This window comes from Alishewanella tabrizica (genome assembly GCF_014652375.1).
GTDB lineage: Bacteria > Pseudomonadota > Gammaproteobacteria > Enterobacterales > Alteromonadaceae > Alishewanella > Alishewanella tabrizica.
The window spans coordinates 132,540-157,059 of record NZ_BMYR01000009.1; the positions used below are offsets into that span (position 1 = coordinate 132,540).

Sequence of the window (24,520 nt, forward strand, 5' to 3'; positions counted from 1 at the left end):
TGTTGCTATTCTAGCGGAAATTGCTTTCTGGCGCATCCTTCCTTTCATTGAGTTATTTTATATCAAATAATTTTAAGTCTAGGCTGTTATACTAGGTTCATAACAACGTTATGTTGATCGCCCCAGCTCGCAAAAGAAAATGTTGAGGAATAATGGTGGATAAGCAAAAAATCGATGTAAAAAATATTCCGGTAGACGTTCATGTATATCGCCCAGACACCCCTGCTAAATATGCCTCTCGAGATCGTATCTACGTGCGTGCCGTTAAGGGATTACATCAAAGTTTACGTCGTAATATGGGGTTTGTTTTCATGGCGTTGTTTTTTGTTTTGCCATGGTTACAGTTTGATGGTCATCAAGCCATATTATTAAATATTGTTGAGCAAAAGTTCACGATTTTTGGCTTAACGCTTTGGCCTCAAGATTTTACGCTGTTAGCGTGGATTTTTATTATTGCGGCCTATGCGCTGTTTTTTGTTACCACTTTTTATGGCCGGGTATGGTGCGGTTATTTGTGTCCACAATCGGTGTGGACCTTTATTTTTATGTGGTTTGAGGAAAAAATTCAAGGAACCCGTAATCAACGCATGACGCTGGATCAAGCGCCGATGAGTGCGAGTAAATTTTGGAAAAAAGCCCTAACGCATTTTTGTTGGGTGGCTTTTGCGCTCTTTACGTCTTTAATCTTTGTGGGCTATTTCACACCCATCGCGCCTCTCTTTTGGGATTTCTTCACACTGCAGGCGGGCTTTTGGGCGGTCGTGTCGGTGTTGTTTTTTACGGTTTGTACCTATGGTAATGCGGGCTGGATGCGCGAGATCATGTGTACGCATATTTGCCCTTATGCGCGTTTTCAATCTGCGATGTTTGATAAAGATACTTATACCGTCACCTATGATGAGCGACGTGGCGAAAATCGGGGGCCGCGTAGCCGTAAAGATCAGCATTACAAAGAACAAGGCTTAGGCGATTGTATTGATTGCAATCTCTGTGTGCATGTATGCCCAACCGGTATTGATATTCGTAATGGCTTGCAATACGAGTGCATTAATTGTGGCGCCTGTATTGATGCCTGTGACGACACGATGGAAAAGATGGGCTATCCAAAAGGTCTCATCAGCTATACAACCGAGCATACGCTACAAGGTAAGCCTGCTAAGGTGTTACGCCCAAAACTAATTGGTTATTTTTTAGTCTTGCTCGTGGTGTGTGCGGCCTTTGTTGTCAATCTTACGATCCGCAAGCCATTGGAGTTAGACATTATTCGCGATCGTGGCGCACTCTATCGGGAAACGCCGGAAGGCTTAATCGAAAATACTTATACCTTAAGCATTATTAACAAATCGCAGCAAGAAAAAACCTTTATGCTGGCGGTAACGGGTATAGACCAGCTCAATTGGGCTGGGCCGCAGCAAGTGGTGTTAGCGGGAGGGGAAAGCCGAAATGTCGTCGTAAGCTTATCCTTGGATCCCTTTTATGCCAAAAAGCCCGTACTGGATTTAACCTTTAGCGTTACTGACAGTGCCGATCCCGCGGTGACTATGTCACAGGAGAATAAATTTTTTGCTGGCCGTTAATCCAACACAGCGTTTTGATTTTTCAACGCTACAGCCCGATTTGATTTTAGACGCGCTGCATCAGCATGGTTTAGATGTGAGTAGCGGTTTATTACCATTGAACAGTTATGAAAATCGTGTTTATCAATTTAGCGCTTATCGTGATGGTAGCAGCCAACCTGAAAAATACGTGGTTAAATTCTATCGGCCTGAACGCTGGAGTGCAGCTCAAATTATTGAGGAGCATCAGTTTGCGTTTGAGTTAGTGGCCGCGGATATCCCTGTGGTTGCGCCTTTGCAGTTTGCTGGCAGCAGTTTGCTAGACTATCAGGGGTTTTTGTTTACGGTATTTCCTAGCCGTGGTGGACGCACCTTAGAAATTGATAATGACGAGCAACTGGCTTTGCTTGGTCGATTTTTAGGGCGTATGCACTTAGTGGGGCAAAAACAACCGTTTATTGAACGACCAGCGTTAAGTATCGATAGTCACTTAGTGCAAAGCCAAGCAGTTTTAGCCACGCTAACGTTAATTCCAGCCTATTTACGCCCTGCGTTTGATTCGGCACTTGAGCAGGTTATTGACGAAGTCCGTCGACAATATCGCCCTAGTCGGCTGATTCGTTTGCATGGAGATTGCCATGCGGGTAATTTGTTTTATACGGGAGGAAGCCCGTTTTTTGTCGATTTAGATGATTGCCGCAGTGGCCCTGCCATGCAAGATATTTGGATGATGCTTTCTGGCGATCGCGCACAACAGCGGATGACATTAGAGTTGATGCTAGAAGAGTACGAGCAGTATTGTCGTTTCGATTTTGCAGAACTCAAACTGATCGAACCCTTACGTGCGATGCGTATGGTGCACTATATGGCATGGTTGGCTCGTCGCTGGCAAGATCAAGCATTTGTAATGAACTTCCCATGGTTTGCAACAGACAAATACTGGGAGCAGCAATGTTTAGCGTTAAAAGAGCAATTGGCTTTTTTACAACAGCCTAGCTTGAGCCTGATGCCAGATTACTAAGATTTTGTTAAGCTCTAACGGGTATTGAATTGGGGTGTTAGGTGCTAAGGCACATATGACCTATTTAACCTGTTTTGCTTAAAAAATCGTTTTTGAGAATACAGATCGTCACACAGAGGATACTTCATGAACAAGTGGTTAGTAGCAGCTGCAGCTGCTGTATTGTTGCCGTTGTCGGCGTTGGCGAGTGATTTTCAACAAGGTAAACATTACGATGTGATTGCCGAGCAAAAAACTACCAAACCAGAAGTGAAAGAATATTTTTCATTTTTTTGTGGTGGTTGCTACGCGTTTGAACCAATGGCCCAAGCGTTAGCTAAAAATTTACCTGAGGGCACCGAGTTCAAAAAATCGCATGTTGATTTTATTCGGGCTGCCGCACCAGAGATTCAAAATGCGTTGGCGCGAGCGTATATCTCTGCTAAAAATTTAGGCAAAGGCGATCAAATGGCCAAAGCTATCTTTAATCAAATTCATCAAAGTCGGGTACCTTTCCGTTCAGAAGACGATATCCGTAGCTTAGCCCTGATTAACGATATCGATGCAGAAGCCTTTGATCGTGCCATGCGTAGTTTTCCGGTGCGGGGTGCGGTAGGGCAAATGATGAAAGAGCAAGAGGCGTTAAGTAACAGTAAGGTGCTTACTGGCGTGCCTATGCTGGTTGTAAACGGAAAATATCGGATTAACAATAGCAGTTTGAATCAACGCAATATGCAGCAAGAGCTGCAAGCATTGGTTGAGTACCTGTTAACCAAAGACTAAATGCTAAAAAAGCGTTTCGCTGAGCCAGCATGTCTGGTTCAGCGACGTCCTGCGACATGGTTAAACGTTTTTTTTCTTCTTATCGAATCACTTATTCTGCAATTTCAACTGCGCTTGGAACCAATTGCCAGGCTGCAGCTTGTCCTTCTGCTTGTGGCCAAACCTTAACAATACCAGTCGCGTAGGCGGTTTTACCTTTTGCGCTCAGAGGGAACACCATATCGCCATCACGAACTTTAATTCTAAAGCGAGGCTCATTTTCGGCAGTGGCGAGCGTCATCCAGCAGTTTTCTTTGGTGCACACACCAGTCACTTCGCCTACTACGGTGATCGTTTGTTCTAGAAATTTGTCAGGGTTGGCTACAATAGTGGCAACGGCTGTAACGCGCTGTTTGTCGACGGTATTACCAAACGTCACAGGGGCAGCAAGCAGCGTACTGCTGCTGAGTAAAGCACAACATAGTAATAATGAGCGGAGCATAGTAAAACCCTTTTATAGAAAGCGTGTTTGATTTTTATGCGATTAACAAGAAAAAGCAAGGTAAAAGTGTGGATAAAAAAACGCAGCGTAATGCTGCGTTTTTAGCGAGGGAGAAAAGATTAACGCGCGCCAGGTTCAGCGAAGCGGGTCATCCAATCTTTTACTTGGTTATACCAGTAAATGGAATTATTGGGTTTTAAGATCCAGTGATTTTCATCTGGGAAGTAAATCATTCGTGATTCTACGCCACGGCTTTGTAACGTGCGGAATAGCTCAAATCCTTGTCCTACTGGCACACGGTAATCTAACTGACCATGAATAATCAGGGTTGGCGTGTTAAAGTTTTCGGCATAGTAATGGGGTGAGATGCTCTTATAGATGTCAGGATTATCCCAGTAATTCCCAAAACGGGTAGAATGTACGGCAAAATCAGCAGACATTTGTGAGTACATATTGTACACCGCAGCATGAATCAATAAGGCTTTAAACGGATGTTCTGTGCCAAGTAAGATTGAGCTCAGGTAACCACCATAACTGGCACCACCCGCGACCATGCGATCGGTATCAATCCAAGGTTGATTTTGGAACCAAGCGGTTGCCGCTTGAATATCGGCTAAGGGTTTGGTGCGCCAATCAGGGTTAATGGCATCCGCAAAGTCTTGACCAAAACCACTTGAACCATGGAAATTTGGCCATGCAGTCACATATCCCCATGATGAGAACGTTTGCGCGTTCCAGCGATAGCTAAAACTATCGGTAATGGCGTTATGTGGTCCACCATGGATTAATAAAAACAGCGGGTATTTTTTGCTTTTGTCAAAGCCTGCAGGATAGTGCACCCACATTTGAATATCTTTACCATCTGCACCTTGATAAGTAACGGATTCGTAGGTACCAAGCTCGGTTTGCGCGAGTAACGCATCGTTAAAGGTATCTAAACGTGTGGTTTTACCATTGCGAGCATCCACTTTTACCAGGCGTGCAGGAAATAAAAAGCTTTCATTTGTAGCGACTAGGGTATTTTTGCCCGCCAACGCAGGGCTACCAAAACTAGTGTCTTGAGTGATGGCACGTTGTTTGCCGCTTTTCGCATCAATGTAGTAAAGACGGCTAGTGGCTGCGTCATCAATACTGCTGTAGAAACCGCGACTGTCGCTGCTCCAAACAAAGGAACTGACTGAGCGATCCCAGTTAGTCGTTAACTCGCGTGTGGTTTTTGCTGCAAGATCGTACACCATTAAACGAGCAGTATCGGCATAAAATCCAGGAATGCGTTGGCGGCTAAAGGCTAAACTTTTGCCATCGGGGCTAAAGGTTGGATTGCTATCCGGCGCGGTATTTTCTGGCGTAATATTATCTGCTTTATCGCTGCCTAACGCGGCAATAAAAATATCAATTTTGGGATCAACCGTGTTGCTTGAACCATTGGCATTAAATGCAATAAAACGCTCTTCTGGGTGGATATCATAACTGCTGGCGCTTTGGCTAGAGCGTGGTAATTCCATATTTAATGGTTGTGTAACGGCTTGTACGTCTGAGCCTTTCGCATTAATACGAAACACATGAGCTTGACGATTTTCATCAATCCAGTGATCAAATTGCGAGTATGGCAGGGCGTTCCATTGGCGGGCAGAGACTTTGTTATCTTTTTCTGTTTTTAAATGAGCGCGCATCTCATCCCAGTTTTTACCGGGCCAAACGCGGCTGATAAAATACAGATGCTCACCTACCCATTTAATACCGTATACGCCGGTAGGAACCTCTGTTAAGCGTTGGGCTTCACCCGGTGTGGTCAACGGTAAAATATAAATTTGTCCTGCATCATCTTTATGACGCTGGCTGATAAAGGCAAGCGATTTACCATCAGGCGAAAAGGTCGCTTCGCTGGCACGCATACCTTCGGCGGTTAATGGACGCTGTTGCTTACCATCGGCACTGAATAACCATAAACGCGTGTGACCTTGATCGGCTGTAACATCGAAACGGGTTACTGGGGCAACAATAAATTGGCCGTCTGCGGAAGCCACTGGTGAGCCAATCCGTTCCAATTGCCACATACGTTCAACGCTTAAACTTTTCTCTGCTGCTTCACTTGTAAAGGCCAGCAAGGGCAGCAATACAAATAACAGCATGAGCTGTAGGTTTTTCATAATAGGACTCCGAGTTGTTTATGTTTTTTTGCCCTCGGATGTTAGCATAAAGTGGCAGCAGACCAAGCGTATCTAGCGCAATAATATGGCGTTTAATCGGGTGCAAGAGGATGAAGTCTATGGACTTGGCAATACAATTACAGCAACTTTCCCATTTACTTAAACCTTACCCATTTGGTATCGGAGGCAGTTGCTTGCTGTGGCAATTGGGGCTAGAAAATAATCCGGGCGATATCGATGTGGTATGCCGCGAGCAAGACTTTGACAGCATTTGCGAGCGGTTAGCGCAGCATTATCGGCCAGAAGCCGTGAGTTTTAATCCCGACTTTGTTACCCGTCACTTTGCGCGCTTTAGTCAGCCGGGTGCGCGTGATATTGAGCTGATGGCCGGTATTGCCGTACTGCAGCAAGGTAAGCCAATCGAATGGACGTTCCACCCCGAACGTTGCTCTTGGCAAAATGATATTTGCTTTATGCCCGCCAGTGATTGGCTAGAATTGTATAGCTTATTTAACCGCCCCAAGCGGGTGGAAATATTACGGGAGTATTTGGCTGAATTGTCTAATAATCTTGCTGACTAAGCCACTTTTAATGTAATACAAACGTAGCGATTTTCACCGTTTTTACTTTGTGTTCCAGCTTAATTAATGGCGTTAGCACGCCGCAACGGTATCCATTTAGCTAAAACCAAGGAATTTACCGTTAAATTGTGACTTTTAACATCTACAATTAAAGATAAATAAATAAAAACAATGGCATACATTGTTATTCTTCTTTTGCGGGAATGGCTTGTTAAATTTAAGCTGATATGTTAATTGTTATTTGACCAGTTTGGTCATTAAGCAAAACACATAATAAGGAAATCCATGAACACGCCATTTAAACTCTCACTGTGTGCTTTCTCGATCGGCGCACTGTTGTCCCCTGTCAGTACTTTTGCTCAACAACAAACATCAAATGCTGAACTAGAGCAAGTTGAGCGTATTGAAGTGACAGGCTCCCGTATTAAACGCAATGATTTAGAAGGCGCCGTGCCGATCACTGTGATTGATCGTGATGCCATCACAAAATCAGGCTTTTCAAATTTACAGCAATTATTAGAGCGTACGCCAGTTGCTGGTGTAGGGACGTTTTCTACACGTGGTAACAACCAAGATTCAACAGCGAACGGTGGCGCTGCGATTAGTTTACGCGGCTTTGGTGCTGATGCGACCCTAGTATTAATTAATGGCCGTCGTGTTGCTGTTAGCGCTTTTGCGGAAGGTATTGCTAATTCGTTTGTCGATATCAATAGTATCCCTGTTGCCGCTATTGAGCGTGTAGAAATTTTAAAAGATGGCGCTTCTGCAGTCTACGGCTCTGACGCTGTAGCAGGGGTGGTTAACGTTATTTTACGTAAAGATTTTGAAGGTACAGAGGTTTCTTTTAGTCATGGTGGTACTACAGGCCCAACCTATGATGAAACCTCTGGCAGTTTAGTGTGGGGTACCCAAGGTAAAGACGCTAATGCCACGCTAATTTTAGATTATTTTAAAAACACCACTATCCTTGGTGCTGAAATGGGCCGCTTTGGTACGGCAAATCAGGCCCCTTATGGTGGTAATGATTTACGCTCTTCACGCGGTTATCCAGGTAATTTTATTGTGAACGGCCAAACCCGCATTGATCCAGGCTGTCCGCCAAGTCAGGCATTTGGCCAAACGTGCGTGTATGATTATGGTCCAATTATCATGGCGGTTACACCGGCAGAGCGAGTAGGTGCCGTATTACAAGTAAGCCAGAATTTAAATAATGATATGCAGGCTTATGCCGAGTTATCGGTGCAACATAATACGTCAAAAGCGCAAGGTGCCGCGACGCCGTTAGATGGTGATGCGGGGTTAACCGTTCCTGCCAGCCATCCGAACAATCCTTTTGGCACAAATGTCCGCATTAACCGTTACAGAACCGTTGATGCTGGCCCTCGTACTTGGGATATTGAGTCTGATGCCTTACGTTTGGTATTGGGTGTGCGTGGCCAAATTAATGAGTTAGATTGGGATGTATCGGCACAAAAAGGCCGCAGTGAATCCATGCAGACCGGGAGTAAATCTCAAGGCTGGGTAAGAACAGACTTTTTACAACAGCAAATTAACTTAGGCTTGTACAATCCGTTTGGTGGAGTAACCAACCCGCCTGAAGTGATTGATGCTATTACTACTAGTTTAGTACGACGCGGTGAATCTCATCTTACCTCATTTGATGCGAGTTTAAGCGGTGATGCCTTCACCTTAGGTGATCAAGTTGTGGCATTTGCCGCAGGCGCAGAATACCGTAAGGAAGATGCATTTGATCAGCCAGACGATCAATTCCAACGCGGACTTATTTTCGGTACTGAATCAGTGTCTGCGCAAGCTGAACGTGATCAATATGCGGCTTACATCGAGTTTTTGGTCCCGTTAACGGATGAGCTAGAGGTAACATTAGCCGGTCGTTACGATCATTACAGCGACTTTGGTTCCACCACTAATCCACAAGTCAGTGTAAAGTGGCGCCCTCAAGATAACTTTACCGTACGGGCTTCTTATGGCCAGGGTTTCCGTGCACCTTCTTTGGCGCAAATTGGTTTGGGTCCCTCACAAGAATCGGTATTCTTTACCGATACCTTCCGTTGCCCTACAGCAGACGCAGCTAACCCAGCCTGTGCATCTACCGATTACACGATTGTCTTTGAGGGTTCAGAAGGATTGCAGCCCGAAGAATCCGAAACCTATAATCTAGGTTTTGTATGGCAAGTAACTGATGCGTTTGATGTAAGTGCTGATGTTTGGAGCATTACACAAGATAACAAAATTGATCAAAACGATTATGAAAACGTGTATGCCGCAGAGTGTAACCGTCAAAACAGTACCATTTGTGTACGTTTAGCGCCGTTACCAGGGCAAGCCTTAGGTGAGTTATCACGTATTTTTAATAGTTATATCAATATTAGCTCGCAAGAGGCTAAAGGGATCGATTTATCGACGGCCTATCGTTTGAGCTTAGATAGCTATGGCGCAGTGCGTTTTAGCCTAGATTACTCATTCACTCATGAATTTAAGAAAAACGGTATCGATTATGCTGGTGAGTATAACTATCCTCAGCATAGATGGTTAGCCAGTGCCGATTGGAGTTATGGTGATTGGGGTGTAACGACTAGCTTAAACTATGTTGGTGCCTTTGAAGATTACGCAGCGCCTTCAGACGTGATGAGCACTAAAACGCGTACTGTTGATGCACAAGCGTTATTGGATATTCAAGGCCGTTACAGCTTAAATACCAATACCACGTTAATGCTGGGTATGAATAATGCGCTAGATAAAGAGCCCCCGTTTGCAATAGGTGATGGTGACGCCGATCTGTATGGCTATGCCTCGCAAGTGCACAATCCACGTGGCCGCTTTGTTTACGCGAAAGTGAACTATCGCTTTTAACTAAAACCACTAGCAGCTGCATTGTTTATGCAGCTGCTATTTATTTTTATGGCGCTAATGTTCCTTTTAGCGCGTACCCTTACGTCTTTTCGGAAAGCCTAATAAACAGGTTAAAATTCACGCCTAGGCTACAATGGGTTTAACCCAACATCGGCTTTAAGTACTTGCCGGTATAGGATTTTTCACATGCTGCAACGTGCTCAGGTGTGCCTGCTACTAAGATTTCACCGCCGCCACTGCCGCCTTCTGGGCCAAGATCGATCACCCAGTCAGCCGTTTTGACCACATCCAAATTATGCTCAATCACCACAATCGTGTTGCCCGCATCGCGTAATTTATGCAGTACATTAAGCAGTTGTTGAATATCGTAAAAGTGCAGCCCTGTTGTCGGTTCGTCTAGGATGTAAAGGGTTTTGCCCGTATCGCGTTTACTAAGCTCGCGTGCCAGTTTTACGCGCTGTGCTTCGCCGCCAGACAAGGTGGTAGCGGATTGCCCTAACTTAATATAGCTCAACCCCACGTCCATAAGTGTTTGTACTTTGCGTTTAATGGCAGGAATCGCCTCGAAAAAGCTTAAAGCGTCTTCAACAGTCATATCCAACACTTGATGAATATTTTTGCCCTTGTATTTAATTTCTAAGGTTTCACGATTGTAGCGTTTACCTTTACAGACATCACAAGGCACATAAACATCAGGTAAAAAGTGCATTTCTACTTTAATGACGCCATCACCCTGACAGGCTTCGCAGCGGCCGCCTTTGACGTTAAAACTAAAGCGACCCACTTGGTAGCCGCGTGAGCGCGCTTCTTGCGTTCCGGCAAACATTTCCCGTACGGCGGTAAAAATACCCGTATAGGTAGCGGCATTGGAGCGAGGCGTGCGGCCAATCGGGCTTTGATCGATGTCGATTACTTTATCAAAGTGCTCTAATCCTTTAATGGCTTTGTGGGGAGCGGGATCGCTACCTTCGCCTTTATTCAGCACCCGATGCGCCACGCGGAATAGCGTGTCGTTAATTAAAGTGGATTTACCTGAGCCGGACACGCCGGTAATACAGGTCATCACACCAAAAGGGATGGCCATATCAACATTTTTCAGGTTATTACCGGTCGCCCCTACTACTTCTAACCATTTATCGGTCAGCGGCGTGCGGTTGGCTGGCACTGCAATTTTGCGGGTTCCGGACATATACTGGCCGGTGAGTGATTCTGGCTCGGCCATAATTTGCTGCAGGCTACCTTGTGCCACAATATGGCCGCCATGCACGCCTGCGCCGGGGCCAATATCGATAATATGATCGGCCATGCGCACAGCGTCTTCATCATGTTCTACCACGATGACGGTGTTGCCCAAATCGCGTAAATGGGTAAGTGTGCCGAGTAGCCGATCATTATCGCGCTGATGCAGACCAATCGACGGTTCGTCCAGCACATACATAACGCCCACTAAACCTGCGCCAATTTGGCTGGCTAGCCGAATACGCTGTGCTTCACCGCCAGAAAGGGTTTCAGCACTGCGCGATAAGTTAAGGTAATTCAGCCCCACATTAACTAAAAACTGTAATCGATCCTGAATTTCTTTCAGTACTTTTTCGGCTATTTTAGCGCGTTGACCGGTAAGGTGAAGTTGTTGAAAGAAGACTAAGCAATCACCAATGGCTAATTCAACCACTTGCGGTAACGTGGTTTTGCCAATAAAAACATGCCGTGCTTCGGTACGCAGCCGAGTGCCATGACAACTTGGACAGGGTTGGCTGGCGAGGTATTTACTCAGTTCTTCCCGCACCGCATTAGATTCTGTTTCGCGATAGCGACGATCCATATTCGGCACAATGCCTTCAAACGGATGGCTGCGTTGGACGATATCGCCACGATCATTTAAGTACTTAAAATCAATAACCTTAGTACCACTACCATACAAAATAGCCTCTTGATGTTTTTTACTGAGGGTATTGTAAGGAACGTCTAAGGCAAAGCCATAATGCTCCGATAAGGCCTTAAGCATTTGAAAGTAATAAAAGTTACGTTTATCCCAACCGCGAATAGCGCCACCCGCCAAGCTCAGCTCATCACTCACGATCACTTTTTTGGGATCAAAAAATTGTTTTACGCCAAGGCCATCACAGCTAGGACAAGCGCCCGCCGGATTGTTAAAAGAGAAGAGCCGTGGCTCTAGCTCTGCCATAGAATACCCGCAAGTGGGGCAAGCGTAATTGGCTGAAAAAACCAATTCTTCTGCCTCGGGTTCGTCCATTAAAGCCACTCGCGCTACACCACCTGAGAGCTGCAGGGCCGTTTCAAACGATTCTGCAAGGCGCAGTTTAATATCGTCTCGTACTTTAATACGATCTACGACGACTTCAATGGTGTGCTTTTTCTGTAAATCCAGTTTTGGAGGATCAGATAAATCCCATATTTCGCCGTCGATGCGCGCGCGAACATAGCCTTGTGCAACGAGCCCCTCTAATGTTTTTAAATGTTCGCCTTTGCGCTCTTGTACGACGGGCGCTAATACCATCAGTTTGGTCCCTTCTGGGAAGGCCGTCGCTTTATCAACCATTTCGCTGATCGTTTGTGCTGCGAGGGGTAAATCATGTTCTGGGCAACGCGGCTCACCTACGCGCGCAAACAATAGACGCAGATAATCATAAATTTCGGTAATAGTGCCTACTGTAGAGCGCGGATTATGTGAGGTCGATTTTTGCTCAATTGAAATGGCTGGGGATAAACCTTCAATATGATCGACATCGGGCTTTTCCATTAAACTTAAGAATTGCCGCGCGTAGGCCGACAGCGATTCTACATAACGGCGTTGCCCTTCAGCATAAAGCGTATCAAAGGCTAAAGATGACTTGCCCGAACCGGATAGCCCCGTAATCACCACAAGTTTATCGCGTGGGATTTGCAGTGAAATATTTTTTAAGTTGTGGGTGCGGGCACCCCGAATATCAATTTTGTCCATAACGGCTTCCGGTCGCTTTACGCTAGATGTATGCTGTACAAATATACACTGCTTATGTAGGTAATAGCCAGTATCAGGCAAGGATATCGGCGATTCAACGGTCACGATTTATGCTGATGGCGTCAATAGTGAGTCTAGAATATGGCGTGTGAATAGGGTTGTCGCGCCTATTTCCGTGAGCAAATACGCCCCATAAGCACCTTTGGCTTTCTCGCTGGCACAATATTGTATGCATGTATAAATATCTGCTACAGTCGATAACTTTTTAATAACAGGTACACCGTATGACGACGTCAGCGAGCTCTACTAAGGTTATTTTACTTTCTTTTGCAGCTGCTTTAGGTGGCTTTTTATTCGGCTTTGATAGCGGGGTGATTAATGGCACGGTCGACGCACTGCAACAAGCGTTTCAATCCACTGCGGTAGGGACTGGCTTTAATGTTGCCTCCATGGCCCTGGGATGTGCCGTAGGGGCATTTTTCGCGGGCACCTTGGCCGATCGGTTTGGTCGGCGACCGGTATTATTGGTTACGGCTATTTTGTTTATGTTAAGTGCATGGGGCTCTGGTATCGCCACAAGCTCAGAGGCTTTTGTGTTATACCGTATTTTGGGGGGCTTGGCGGTGGGCGCTGCAAGCGTGTTAGTCCCTGCGTATATCAGCGAAATTGCCCCAGCAGCTATTCGTGGTCGACTTATTTCGTTGCAACAACTGATGATTGTTTTGGGATTATTTGCTGCGTTTTTAAGTAACTACAACATTGTACAACATGCTGGTAGCGCAGCGGCTGAGTTCTGGTGGGGCTTTAGTGCGTGGCAATGGATGTTTTGGATTGAAATTCTGCCTGCAGCATTGTTTTTTCTTTGCTTGTTGTTCGTCCCCGAATCACCACGCTATTTAGTCGCTGCCGGAAAATTGCCACAGGCCGCAGCCGTATTGGCGTCGCTGGCACCACATGACAATGCACAAGCCAAAGTACAGGATATTCAATCTACGTTATCAAGTGAACACAAGCCGTCTTTACGTGATGTAATCAATCAGCATACGAGTAAGTTACATCCCATAATTTGGGCCGGTATTATGTTGGCAGTATTGCAGCAATTTACTGGTATTAACGTGGTGTTTTACTATGGTGCAACCTTATGGCAAGCCGCAGGGTTTACTGAGAACGATGCCTTGGCCGTTAATGTGATTAGTGGTGCGGTAAATATTAGTTTTACCTTTTTAGCCATTGCCTTGGTAGATAAGATTGGGCGTAAAAAATTGTTGCTGGTAGGTGCGTTAGGGCAAGCTGTGATGCTGGCTGCTTTGGCAATCATTTTTAGTACCGCCGATGTGACCGACGCGGGTCAGCTACAATTAGCAGGGCAGATGGGGATTGTTGCCTTATTGGCGGCTAATCTTTATATCGCCTTTTTTGCCACAACCTGGGGGCCAATTGTTTGGGTAATGCTGGGGGAAATGTTCCCAAATCAATTGCGCGGTGCCGCCTTGGGATTATGTGGCATTCTGCATTGGTTATCTAATTTTACCATCAGTATGAGCTTCCCTGTGTTGCTCGCCGGCGTGGGTTTGGGAGCCGCCTACGGGATATACGCAGCCTTTGGTGTGTTAGCGTTTTTACTGGTGAAAAAAATGCTGACAGAAACGCGTGGTTTAACCTTAGAGCAAATTTCGCGCGAACAGCAATAATTTCATTGATCCAATAAACGCCAGCAGCGGTATTGCCGCTATGCTGGCTTTTTTATGCTAAACTGCCTCCCTTGTTTAATCGGATCCCTTGCTGTTAGTTGTCACAATGCATCAATTGAATTCTCTGGAAAAACGCGCCGCTATTGCACTGGCATTGGTATTTTCTACCCGAATGCTAGGGCTGTTTATGCTATTGCCTGTTTTTGCCCTTTATGGTGAACAACTGGTGGGTTTTTCGCCCTTATGGATTGGCTTGGCTATTGGCGCGTATGGGCTAACCCAAGCGATATTACAAATTCCTTTTGGTTGGCTATCGGATAAAATTGGCCGGCATAAAGTGATGCTATTGGGGTTGTTGCTCTTTGTACTAGGCTCGGTAGTGGCTGCATTAGCCGATAGCGTTTATATGGTCACTGTTGGACGGATATTACAAGGTGCGGGTGCTATTGCTGGGGCGGTGTTGGCGCTTGCGGCAGATTTAACGCGTGAAGAGCAGCGGCCAAAAGTGATGGCGATCATTGGTGCCAGTATCGGACTATCCTTTGCGCTTGCGATGGTGTTAGGGCCATTATTAGCCCGATGGGCCGGCTTAAGTGGCGTATTTTGGTTTACCGCCGTGTTAGCAGGGTGCGCCATGTTAATTGTGGCGTTTATAGTCCCTAAAAGTGTTAGTAAAGCGCCAACGGCAGAAACGTTAGCCTTGCCACAAAGCTTAGCCGCTATGATTAAGCATGGTCAATTGTTACGGTTAGATTTTGGTGTATTAGTACTACACCTAATGCTAACGGCGATGTTTGTTGCCTTGCCAGCATTGTTGAATCAACAACACTTGGCTGCCGAACAACATTGGCAGGTGTATTTACCCGTGTTGCTAGGCTCATTTTTGTTTATGGTGCCGATGATGATTATTGCGATGCGGCGTCAGCAAGAAAAGCGCTATTTTTTAATTAATGTTCTATTATTAGTTGCGGCAATGTTAATTTGTTGGCAGGCGACGGCGTTGTGGGGCTTTGTACTGGCATTATTAGTATTTTTTATCGGCTTTAATTTTTTAGAGGCGAGCTTACCCGCCATCGTTTCGCGGGTGGCACCTGCTGGACAGCGTGGTAGTGCCATGGGGATTTATTCGAGTAGCCAGTTTTTTGGTGCCTTTTTAGGCGGTCTAATTGGCGGCACTGTGGCGCAGCATTTTGGTTTCAGCGCGATATTTGCTGTGTTGGCAGTAATTGGTTTAGTATGGTTGGTAATTGCCAGTACCATGCAACTGCCTGCTCGGGCACAGCGCTTGTCTTTACCTGTTTCGGTAACTACCGAGCAACAAGCTGGCTTGTTGGCCGCTAAGTTAGCGGCGTTGTCGGGGGTACAAGAGGTCACCATATTGCTGACCGAACAACGTTGCTATTTAAAAGTTAGCGCGCAGCAGTTTGAATTAGCGCAGGCTCAGTCTTTGGTTGCGAGTAGCAGCCAGTAATATTTTTTAGGAGAGATACGCATGGCGCGTGGAATTAATAAAGTCATCTTAATTGGTAATCTGGGTGCCGATCCAGAAGTGCGTTATATGCCGCAAGGCGGTGCTGTGGCCAATATGACCATAGCGACCTCAGAGAGCTGGACGGATAAAGCGACAAACGAGCGGAAAGAGCAAACCGAGTGGCACCGCATTGTGATTTATCAGCGTTTAGCCGAAATTGCTGGCGAGTATTTACGTAAAGGGTCTAAAGTGTATATTGAGGGTAAATTAAAAACCCGCAAATGGACCGATAAAGACGGCGTTGAACGTTATACCACGGAAATTGTCGCCAATGAGCTGCAAATGTTGGATGGCCGTGGTGAAGGTCAACAAGGTGGTATGGGCGGCGGCATGGGCGGTGGTCAGCAAGGCGGTTATCAACCTCGCGCACCTCAGCAAAATGCACCACAACAAAATGCCCCCGCTTATCAACAAGCGCCACAGCAAAATTATCAACAACCCGCACAGGGCGGCTATCAAAAGCCCGCTCAACCGCAGGGGGGGTATCAGCAACCGGCGCAGTCGCAGCAACGGCCACCTATGGAGCCGCCAATCGACTTTGATGACGATATTCCTTTCTGATCTAACACTTTATATAAAAAAACCTCGCTTTTTAGCGAGGTTTTTCGTTTAAGCCGCGTAACACGCTGCCAAGTCATAATGCCTTGTTAGCGTTTGATAATAAAATCGGCTTGTTCGCGACGTACTTTTTTCAAGTTAACTAGCCAATCACCCTCAGCTTCGCGATAGCCTAGCGGCAGTAATAGAACAGATTTTAATCCCAGTTCTGCCAAGTTTAAAATTTTATCGACGTGTTCAGGTTCAAAGCCTTCCATCGGCGTGGTATCTACCTGTTGTTCGGCTGCGGCAATTAATGCAGAGCCTAAACCAATATAGGCTTGACGCGCAGCATGTTCAAAATTTTGCTCGGCCGGGCGTTGTGGATAATACGCCAGCAGTTTTTGACGATACGCTTCCCAGCCTTCATTTTTAAAGCCGCGTTGCGTGTTTACTAAGTCGAACATCATATTGATGCGCTCGGTGGTGTAGTTATCCCAAGCAGCAAAGACCAGTAAGTGGGAACAATCAGTAACTTGTGATTGATTCCACGCAACTTCGCGGATCTGTTGTTTAATCACCGGGTCCGTTATGATCAACACCTGATAAGGTTGTAAACCGCTTGAGCTCGCACTTAACCGAATGGCTTCTAAAATAACCTCTAGCTTGTCGGCAGGCACCGCAGCGCCCGCTTGCATCTTTTTCGCGGCATAGCGCCAATTCAATAATTCTAGTGTTTTAGACATCATGTGTTCCTTAGTGTGGCAAGTGTTATCATGGTTGGTTCGACCAGTGTGACTTTCAAGGGTAACGCACAATTAATCTGTTTTATTGTTAAGCGGGTCAGCGATAGCAGGTATAAACGCTACCCGCCTGCGCGGTTTGCCGCTGTAATACCGCGCTTTATCGAAAGCGTTGCCATCTTTACCAAATCTTGACGTAACGAGCATTGAGCGATTCAGGGCAGCGCATTATAGTTGGCGCCAATTTAGTAGCAGGGTAATAGGATCTCAGAACATGGCATGGCAGAAAAAAGCATTGTTAGCGGCGGTAGTGGTTGCAGTTGTCGGCGGGAGTGCCTACTGGCTGTGGCCTAAAACAAGTGCCCCTGCGGCAGCGGCTCAGCGGCAAATGAGCCCGTGGGCCATGCCTGTGCCAGTCCGTGTTGTGGCAGCGGTACCCAGCGATTTACGCGTACAAGTAAAAGCCATTGGTACTGTAACACCGTTAAATACCGTGGTGGTACAAAGCCGGGTATCTGGCCCGCTGCAAACCTTGCATTTTAATGAAGGCGATAAAGTAACGCAGGGCCAGTTGTTGGCAGAAGTTGATACCGCGGATTACCAAGTGCAGTTGGGGCAAGCTCAAGGTCAGCTTGAGCAGAACTTAGCGCAGCTAAAAAATGCCGAAGCCGATTTAGCCCTTTATGCCAAACTGCGTGAGCAAAGTTCTATTTCTGCTCAGCAATATAACAACCAAGTGGCGTTAGTTGAGCAACTTAAAGGCACGCTAAAAAGTAACCAAGCACAGCTTGATGCCGCAAAGTTGCAATTGTCTTACACGAAAATCCACGCGCCAATTAGCGGCCGTTTAGGTTTGCGCCGGGTGGATGCCGGTAACCTTATTCAAGCGAATAATGCCGAGGGTTTAGTGACCATTACGCAAAGTTCGCCTATCACCGTAGTGTTTGCTATTCCGGAAAGTCAGTTACAACAAGTGCGCAGCGCGTTTCGTAGCGGTACAGCGTTAACGGTAGAAGCCTGGGATCGGGCAGAGCGTCAATTACTGAGCACTGGGGCATTGACTACCCTAGATAACCAAATTGATGCGGCTACGGGCACCCTGCGCCTAAAGGCCGAGTTTGCCAACGAACAAGAAGAATTATTCCCCAACCAGTTTGTTAATGTGCGGCTAAATGTTGCTGTACAAGAGGGCGCCGTGACGATCCCGCAAGATGCGGTGCAATATGGTTCCGCCGGCACCTATGTGTATATTATCGAAGAGAACAAAGCCCAGATACGCCAAGTACAACTCGGGGCAGTAGATAACGGTTTAGTAGCGGTTGAATCTGGGCTGGAACCCGGTACTCAGGTTGTGCTTGAGGGCTTAGATCGTTTAAGACCTGGCCGCGCGGTTGAAGTGATTGCTGATATACCGGCGACGGTTAATTAAGGAGCGGGTAATGAATTTATCCCAACCTTTTATTTTAAGGCCAGTTGCCACCTCATTACTGATGTTGGCACTGTTGATTGCCGGGATTTTGAGTTGGCGGCAATTGCCGGTAGCCGCGTTACCGCAGGTTGATTATCCTATTATTCAGGTATTTAGTTTTAACCCAGGCGCCAGCCCAGATATTATGGCGCGAACGGTGACTGCGCCTTTAGAGCGACGCTTAGGCCAAATCCCTGGTTTAAAGCAAATGACCTCAAACAGCTCTGCCGGCGCCTCAGTGATCACCTTGCAATTTGCTTTAGTTGTCGATATGGGCGTTGCCGAGCAAGAGGTGCAAGCTGCGATTAATACCGCATCGTCATTATTACCAGCAGATATGCCCACGCCGCCGATTTACCGCAAGGTCAATCCAGCAGATGCCCCCATTCTCACCCTCGCTATTACGTCTGACACATTGCGACTGCCGCAAGTGTATGATTTGGTGGACACGCGTATGGCACAAAAGCTGGCGCAGCTTCCTGGTGTGGGTATGGTGAGTTTAGCGGGCGGGCAGCGCCCTGCGATTCGAGTAAAAGCGAATCCGGGTGCGCTGGCCAATATGAATTTAAGTTTGGAGAATTTGCGAGCTGCCATTGCCGCGGCAAATACTAATCAACCTAAAGGCAGTTTTGATGGGCCTTTTCGCTCAACGATGTTGGATGCCAATGATCAAATTCGGGATGTAGCAGAGTACCAAGAATTAATTATTGCTTGGCGTGATAACGCCCCGGTGAGATTGCGTGATGTGGCGCGGATAGAGCAAGGTGCTGAAGATCGTTTTTTAGCGGCTTGGGCTAATCAGCAGCCGGCCGTGTTACTGAATATACAACGCCAGCCGGGTGCCAATGTCATAGAAGTCGCGGATCGGGTGCGTGCTTTAATGCCGCAACTCACCGCGACGATGCCCGCGGCCATTGATGTGGTGGTGCTCACTGATCGCACTAATAGCATTCGGGCCTCGGTGCGTGATGTTCAAAAAGAGCTGGTATTTGCCGTGTGCTTGGTTATTTTAGTGACCTTTGTTTTTTTAAAAACCATACCCGCAACCATCATTCCAAGCTTAGCGGTGCCTTTGTCACTGGTAGGCACTTTTGCGGTGATGCTCTGGCTAGATTTCTCGGTCAATAACCTGACGTTAATGGCTCTTACCATTGCCACAGGGTTTGTGGTAGACGATGCTATTGTTATGCTGGAAAATATTGCTCGGCATCGGGAGCAAGGTGCATCGCCTTTAGAGGCGGCTTTAAAAGGTGCAAAAGAGATTGGTTTTACGCTGATTTCTTTAACGGTGTCACTCATTGCCGTGCTGATCCCGCTGTTATTTATGGCGGATGTAGTGGGGCGGCTATTCTATGAATTTGCGGTCACGCTGGCCGTAGCGATTTCGATCTCGTTGGTGGTCTCGCTGACATTAACGCCGATGATGTGCGCGCGTTTGTTAACGGCGATGCCAGCACATGATAATCCAGATGATCTGATGCATCGGATCATTACGCGCTATGGCCTGATGTTGCAATGGGTATTGCGTCATCAATCGCTCGCGATGGCCACTATGTTGGGTACAATTGTGTTGACTGCCGCATTATATTTGGCGGTACCAAAAGGCTTTTTCCCGGTACAAGATAGCGGAGTGATTCAGGTGATCACTGAAGCACCGCAAGATATATCCTTTCAGGCAATGGCCGAACGGCAACAACAGTTAGCATCACGGTTACTGGAACATCCTGAGGTAGCCAGCTTATCGTCTTTTATTGGTGTTGATGGCAGTAATAGCAGTATTAATAGCGGTCGCATTCTGATTAATCTGAACGCGCACAATGCGCGCAGTCAAACGGCGGTTGAGATCATCCGTGAGTTAGAACAGCAGGTGAGTAGCGTACCGGGGATTAAAGGCTGGTTTCAACCGGTGCAGGAACTCAGTATTGAGGACAGGATAAGCCGTACCCAGTATCAGTTTACATTAAGCACGCCCGACTACGAGGTTTTAGGGCAGTGGTTGCCAGAGTTGGTGGCGGCGTTAGCGGAGCAACCCGCTTTGTCTGAAGTGGCGCATGATTTACAGCAACAAGGTTTGCAAGCCTATATTGATATTGATCGCAATGCGGCCGCTCGCTTGGGTTTGAGTGTGTCACAAATTAGCTCAGTATTGCAAAGTGCATATAGCCAGCGACAAATTTCTACCTTGTTTACACAATCAAATCAGTATCGTGTGGTGTTAGAAGTTGATCCTGACCAAGTGCAAGGTATTGATGCTTTGGATAAACTGTATTTAACCAGCAGCAGCGGGGCGACGGTGCCGTTATCTGCCGTGGCAACGGTAAGTCAGCGGCCCACACGATTGCTGATTAATCAGCAGGGGCAATTTCCGGCAGTCACCTTATCGTTTAACTTGGCCGAAGGCTATTCGTTAGGCGAAGCCGTAGCCTCGATTGAGCAAGTGCAACAGCAATTACAATTGCCGCCAGAAGTAGAGCTCACCTTCCAGGGCGCGGCCGAAGCGTTTCGGGCATCGTTAAGTAATACGTTATGGCTAATTTTTGCCGCAGTATTAACGATGTATATTGTGCTAGGGATTTTGTATGAGAGCTTAATCCATCCGGTCACTATTTTATCAACCTTACCCTCAGCGACCGTGGGGGCCTTGTTAGCGTTGTTAATCACCAATCAACCGCTCGATTTAATTGCCGTCATTGGTATCGTGCTGTTGATAGGCCTCGTGAAGAAAAACGGCATTATGATGGTCGATTTTGCCTTAGATGCTCAGCGCAATCGCGGTATGACGCCGGCAGAGGCTATTTATCAAGCAGCCTTAATGCGCTTTAGACCAATCTTAATGACTACCTTAGCGGCATTGTTTGGCGCTATTCCGCTGATGCTGTCTACCGGCTCTGGCGCTGAATTACGCCAACCGCTTGGTTTGGTTATGGTTGGCGGCTTATTGGTCAGCCAAGTGTTAACCTTGTTTACCACACCGGTCGTGTATTTATGGTTTGATAAATTGGTTAAAAAACCGCAAGCCGCCACGACAGAGGCAAACGCAGTATGAACTTAGCCCAGCCTTTTATTCAGCGGCCGGTGGCCAGTGGTCTAATTGCTACCGCAATTTTATTGCTAGGTTTATTAAGCTGGCGCTTGCTACCGGTATCGCCGTTACCTGCGATTGATTTCCCGATGATTGTGGTCACAGCCAGTTTACCGGGTGCCAGTCCTGAGAGCATGGCAGCAACGGTAGCGACTCCGCTGGAACGGGCGCTGGGCAGCATTTCAGGTATTCGCCGCATCAGCTCGTCTAGCAGTCAGGGTTCTACGCAAGTTCGCTTAGAGTTTGAGTTAGATCGTAATGTCGATGATGCGGCGCGTGAGGTACAGGCCGCTATTAATGCGGCTCGAGGGCAATTACCCTCTGGCATGCCGGGAAATCCGGTCTATCGCAAATTTAATCCATCACAAGCCCCTATCATGGCTTTGGCGTTAAGTTCAGAGCACCTTGCTGGCAGTTTACTGTACGACAACGCTTCTACGGTACTGGCGCAAAAACTGGCACAAATCACTGGGGTGGGCGAGGTAGAAGTCACGGGCTCGTCGCTGCCTGCCGTAAGGATCCAACTTAATCCGGGTATGCTAGCCAATTATGGCGTGGCGCTGGATGAGGTGCGCGCCGCGATTAGTAGTATTAATGCCTCTGTACCATTAGGCGTATTAGAAACCGAGACGCATCGCTGGCAACTCGCCACGAGTGAAACGTTACGGCAAGCCGCTGATTACCAAGATCTGATCATTAAATATGTGAATGGCGCACCCATTCGGTTAGCCGATGTGGCGTTGGTAACAGACTCTACTGAAAACCGCTATAGCTCGGGGTTTCATAACGATAAAGATGCGGTGATTTTAATGATTAGCCGCCGCACCGGGGCCAATATTGTTGAAACGATTGATGCTATTTATGCGCAATTACCGCTGCTGCAGGCATTAACGCCTGCGGGGGCTGATTTAGCTGTGGTGATGGATCGCAGCCCGGTCATTCGAGCCACCTTAGCCGAAGCCCAGATCAGTTTAACCTTGGCGGTGATCTTGGTGGTGTTGGTGGTGTGGGCCTTTTTAGGTAATTTACGCAGTGCGCTTATTCCCAGTGTGGCGATTCCGGTATCGTTAATTGGGGCCTTTAGCGTAATGTACGTGTTTGGTTTTTCGCTAAATAACCTGTCAGTAATGGCACTGATTGTCGCCGCCGGCTTAGTGGTAGACGATGCCATTGTGGTGGTCGAAAATATTCGTCGACATTTAGAGCGTGGTTTAACGCCTTTACAGGCGGCAAGACAAGGCGTGGCCGAAGTGGGGTTTACCCTACTAGCGATGAATTTGGCACTGATTGTGATTTTCTTATCCATCCTTTTTATGGGCGGTTTGGTAGAGCGTTTGTTCCGCGAATTTTCGATTACGCTGGTGGCTGCCATGGTTATTTCGTTACTCATTTCGCTGACCTTAACGCCCAGTATGTCGGCATTAATGTTGCGTAAACCAGAACGGAAACACACGCAGCAGGGATTTTTTTGGCGATTACAGCAAGGTTATCGGCGTAGTATTGACGTGGGTTTAACGCATTACCGGTGGCTATTATTACTCATGGTACTGCTTTTTGCTGCCAGTGGTTGGCTATATAGCAAGGTGCCTTCGGGATTGTTACCTGAACAGGATACTGGCCAATTAAATGGGTTTGTACGCGGTGATGATGGCGCGTCATTTCAAATGATGCAGCCGAAGATTGAAGCCTTTCGTCAGTATGTGCTGCAAGATCCTGCCGTGGCAGATGTAACGGGCTCAGCGGGCGGCAACAGCGGTGTCAGTAATTCGTGGATGCGGGTGCGTTTAAAACCGCTCGCCGAGCGTAAGGTGTCTGCACGAGAAGTGGTAGATCGCTTACGGGCTAATGCACCAAAAGTCCCTGGCGGCATTTTATTTATGAACGTGGACCAAGATATTCGCTTATCGTCGCCGTTTGGGCGCAGTGATTATGAAGTGCAGTTACTGTCAGATGATCTGGCTTTGCTGCGGAAGTGGAGCAAGGTGGTAGGCGAAAAGCTGCAAGATTTACCTGAGTTAGTGGACGTTGATACACCCGGCGGCGAGGATGCTCAGCAGATTGTGCTCACCATAGATCGAGAGGCGGCACAGCGCTTAGGGGTAGATATGCGCACGATAGCCAGTATGTTGAACAATGCCTTTTCACAGCGGCAAGTGGCCACCTTGTATGATCAACAAAACCAATATCGTATCGTGATGGAGTTGCTGCCAGGGTATACCGCGCAGCCAGAGGTATTACAGCAATTACAAATTATTACCGCCGATGGCAGGCAGGTTCCCTTGGCGACTATTGCAAGTTATCAATATGGCTTAGTGAACGATCGGGTGCAGCATGATGGTCAGTTTGCGTCAGCAAATATAGGTTATGGTTTAGCGGCAGACATTACCATGGAGCAAGCTGCTATGGCGATTGATCGGGCTTTAGCCGAGATCATGCTACCCAGTGCGATAGTGGCGACCAGCGGTGCAAATCAACGTAACGCCATGTTTGCCAGCAATGATCAAACTTGGCTAATTATTGCTGTTATTGTCGCGGTGTATTTATTACTAGGGGTGTTATACGAGAGTTTATTGCAACCTATTACCATTTTATCGACACTACCCTGTGCCAGTTTAGGGGCATTGTTAGCCTTGTATTTAACCAATACCGATTTTAATTTAATTGCGTTACTTGGGTTATTTTTGTTAATTGGTATTGTGATGAAAAACGCGATTTTACTGGTAGATTTTGCGCTGGCTGCGGAACGCCAGCAGGGATTATCTGCTAAAGACGCCGTTGCCTTAGCCGCACAGCAACGACTAAGACCTATTTTAATGACGAATTTTGCCGCTTTACTGGGGGCATTGCCATTATTACTGGGCGTGGGCGAAGGCTCGGAGTTACGGCAGCCTTTGGGTATTACCATCGTGGGTGGCTTATTGGTAAGCCAGCTATTAACACTTTACACCACGCCAGCGGTCTATTTACTGGTGAGTAAACTACGGCCGACTCTGGCTAAACCCAAGCTAAATACGGCCGAGATGCCTTAACGTTGGCATGGTAGGCCGTGGTTTTAGATCACTTACTAACCGTTATGTAGGGCTC

The 24,520-nt window shown here is 47.0% G+C and carries 15 protein-coding genes; 11 read left to right on the forward strand and 4 right to left on the reverse strand.

Going from position 1 to position 24,520, the window contains the following annotated elements; translation table 11 throughout:
- Positions 1-155 precede the first annotated feature (155 nt).
- From ccoG to IE070_RS11775, 3 genes are all read left to right on the forward strand, one after another.
- Entirely contained in the window at positions 156-1,577 is a 1,422-nt protein-coding gene (ccoG, locus tag IE070_RS11765; RefSeq protein WP_189483389.1) for a cytochrome c oxidase accessory protein CcoG, read from the forward strand.
- Positions 1,567-2,577 carry a serine/threonine protein kinase gene (locus IE070_RS11770; protein WP_373296979.1) on the forward strand — a complete coding sequence of 337 codons (1,011 nt, stop codon included), beginning with the start codon at positions 1,567-1,569 and terminating at the stop codon, positions 2,575-2,577. The genes ccoG and IE070_RS11770 overlap by 11 nt, the downstream gene beginning before the upstream one ends.
- A gap of 126 nt (positions 2,578-2,703) precedes the next feature.
- Positions 2,704-3,339 (forward strand): thiol:disulfide interchange protein DsbA/DsbL, encoded by a 636-nt coding sequence (locus IE070_RS11775; RefSeq protein WP_189483391.1) that lies wholly within the window; start codon positions 2,704-2,706, stop codon positions 3,337-3,339.
- A gap of 91 nt (positions 3,340-3,430) precedes the next feature.
- Here the strand turns inward: IE070_RS11775 and IE070_RS11780 are convergent, their stop codons facing one another.
- Positions 3,431-3,820, reverse strand: coding sequence for a DUF4920 domain-containing protein (locus IE070_RS11780; RefSeq protein ID WP_189483392.1), 390 nt, complete (start codon positions 3,818-3,820; stop codon positions 3,431-3,433).
- Positions 3,821-3,939: 119 nt separating this feature from the next.
- Entirely contained in the window at positions 3,940-5,970 is a 2,031-nt protein-coding gene (locus IE070_RS11785) for a S9 family peptidase (protein ID WP_189483393.1), read from the reverse strand.
- Positions 5,971-6,089: 119 nt separating this feature from the next.
- Between IE070_RS11785 and IE070_RS11790 the strand changes: the two genes are divergently transcribed.
- Both IE070_RS11790 and IE070_RS11795 read left to right on the forward strand, forming a co-directional pair.
- The gene (locus IE070_RS11790; protein WP_189483394.1) at positions 6,090-6,551 is read left to right on the forward strand and encodes a hypothetical protein; all 462 of its coding nucleotides are present in this window, start codon (positions 6,090-6,092) and stop codon (positions 6,549-6,551) included.
- 285 nt (positions 6,552-6,836) lie between these two features.
- Positions 6,837-9,422, forward strand: a complete 2,586-nt coding sequence (locus tag IE070_RS11795) for a TonB-dependent receptor (RefSeq protein WP_189483395.1) — start codon at positions 6,837-6,839, stop codon at positions 9,420-9,422.
- 139 nt (positions 9,423-9,561) lie between these two features.
- Here the strand turns inward: IE070_RS11795 and uvrA are convergent, their stop codons facing one another.
- On the reverse strand, positions 9,562-12,384 hold the full coding sequence (gene uvrA, locus IE070_RS11800) for an excinuclease ABC subunit UvrA (protein WP_189483396.1): 2,823 nt from the start codon (positions 12,382-12,384) through the stop codon (positions 9,562-9,564).
- Positions 12,385-12,668: 284 nt separating this feature from the next.
- Between uvrA and IE070_RS11805 the strand changes: the two genes are divergently transcribed.
- From IE070_RS11805 to ssb, 3 genes are all read left to right on the forward strand, one after another.
- A complete protein-coding gene (locus IE070_RS11805; RefSeq protein WP_189483397.1) occupies positions 12,669-14,075 on the forward strand; it encodes a sugar porter family MFS transporter in 1,407 nt (468 codons plus the stop codon).
- 106 nt (positions 14,076-14,181) lie between these two features.
- Entirely contained in the window at positions 14,182-15,546 is a 1,365-nt protein-coding gene (locus IE070_RS11810) for an MFS transporter (protein WP_189483398.1), read from the forward strand.
- Positions 15,547-15,567: 21 nt separating this feature from the next.
- A complete protein-coding gene (gene ssb / locus IE070_RS11815) occupies positions 15,568-16,167 on the forward strand; it encodes a single-stranded DNA-binding protein (RefSeq protein ID WP_189483399.1) in 600 nt (199 codons plus the stop codon).
- An 86-nt stretch (positions 16,168-16,253) separates the two neighbouring features.
- On the opposite strand, the gene IE070_RS11820 is transcribed toward ssb, so the two are convergent.
- A complete protein-coding gene (locus tag IE070_RS11820) occupies positions 16,254-16,889 on the reverse strand; it encodes an NAD(P)H-dependent oxidoreductase (protein WP_189483400.1) in 636 nt (211 codons plus the stop codon).
- Positions 16,890-17,160: 271 nt separating this feature from the next.
- On the opposite strand from IE070_RS11820, the gene IE070_RS11825 reads away from it, so the two are divergent.
- From IE070_RS11825 to IE070_RS11835, 3 genes are read left to right on the forward strand one after another with little or no spacing between them, the layout of a single operon-like run.
- Positions 17,161-18,315, forward strand: coding sequence for an efflux RND transporter periplasmic adaptor subunit (locus IE070_RS11825; protein ID WP_189483401.1), 1,155 nt, complete (start codon positions 17,161-17,163; stop codon positions 18,313-18,315).
- Positions 18,316-18,325: 10 nt separating this feature from the next.
- On the forward strand, positions 18,326-21,400 hold the full coding sequence (locus IE070_RS11830; protein ID WP_189483402.1) for a multidrug efflux RND transporter permease subunit: 3,075 nt from the start codon (positions 18,326-18,328) through the stop codon (positions 21,398-21,400).
- A complete protein-coding gene (locus tag IE070_RS11835; RefSeq protein WP_189483403.1) occupies positions 21,397-24,465 on the forward strand; it encodes an efflux RND transporter permease subunit in 3,069 nt (1,022 codons plus the stop codon). Before IE070_RS11830 ends, IE070_RS11835 begins: the two co-directional genes overlap by 4 nt.
- Positions 24,466-24,520: the final 55 nt, after the last annotated feature.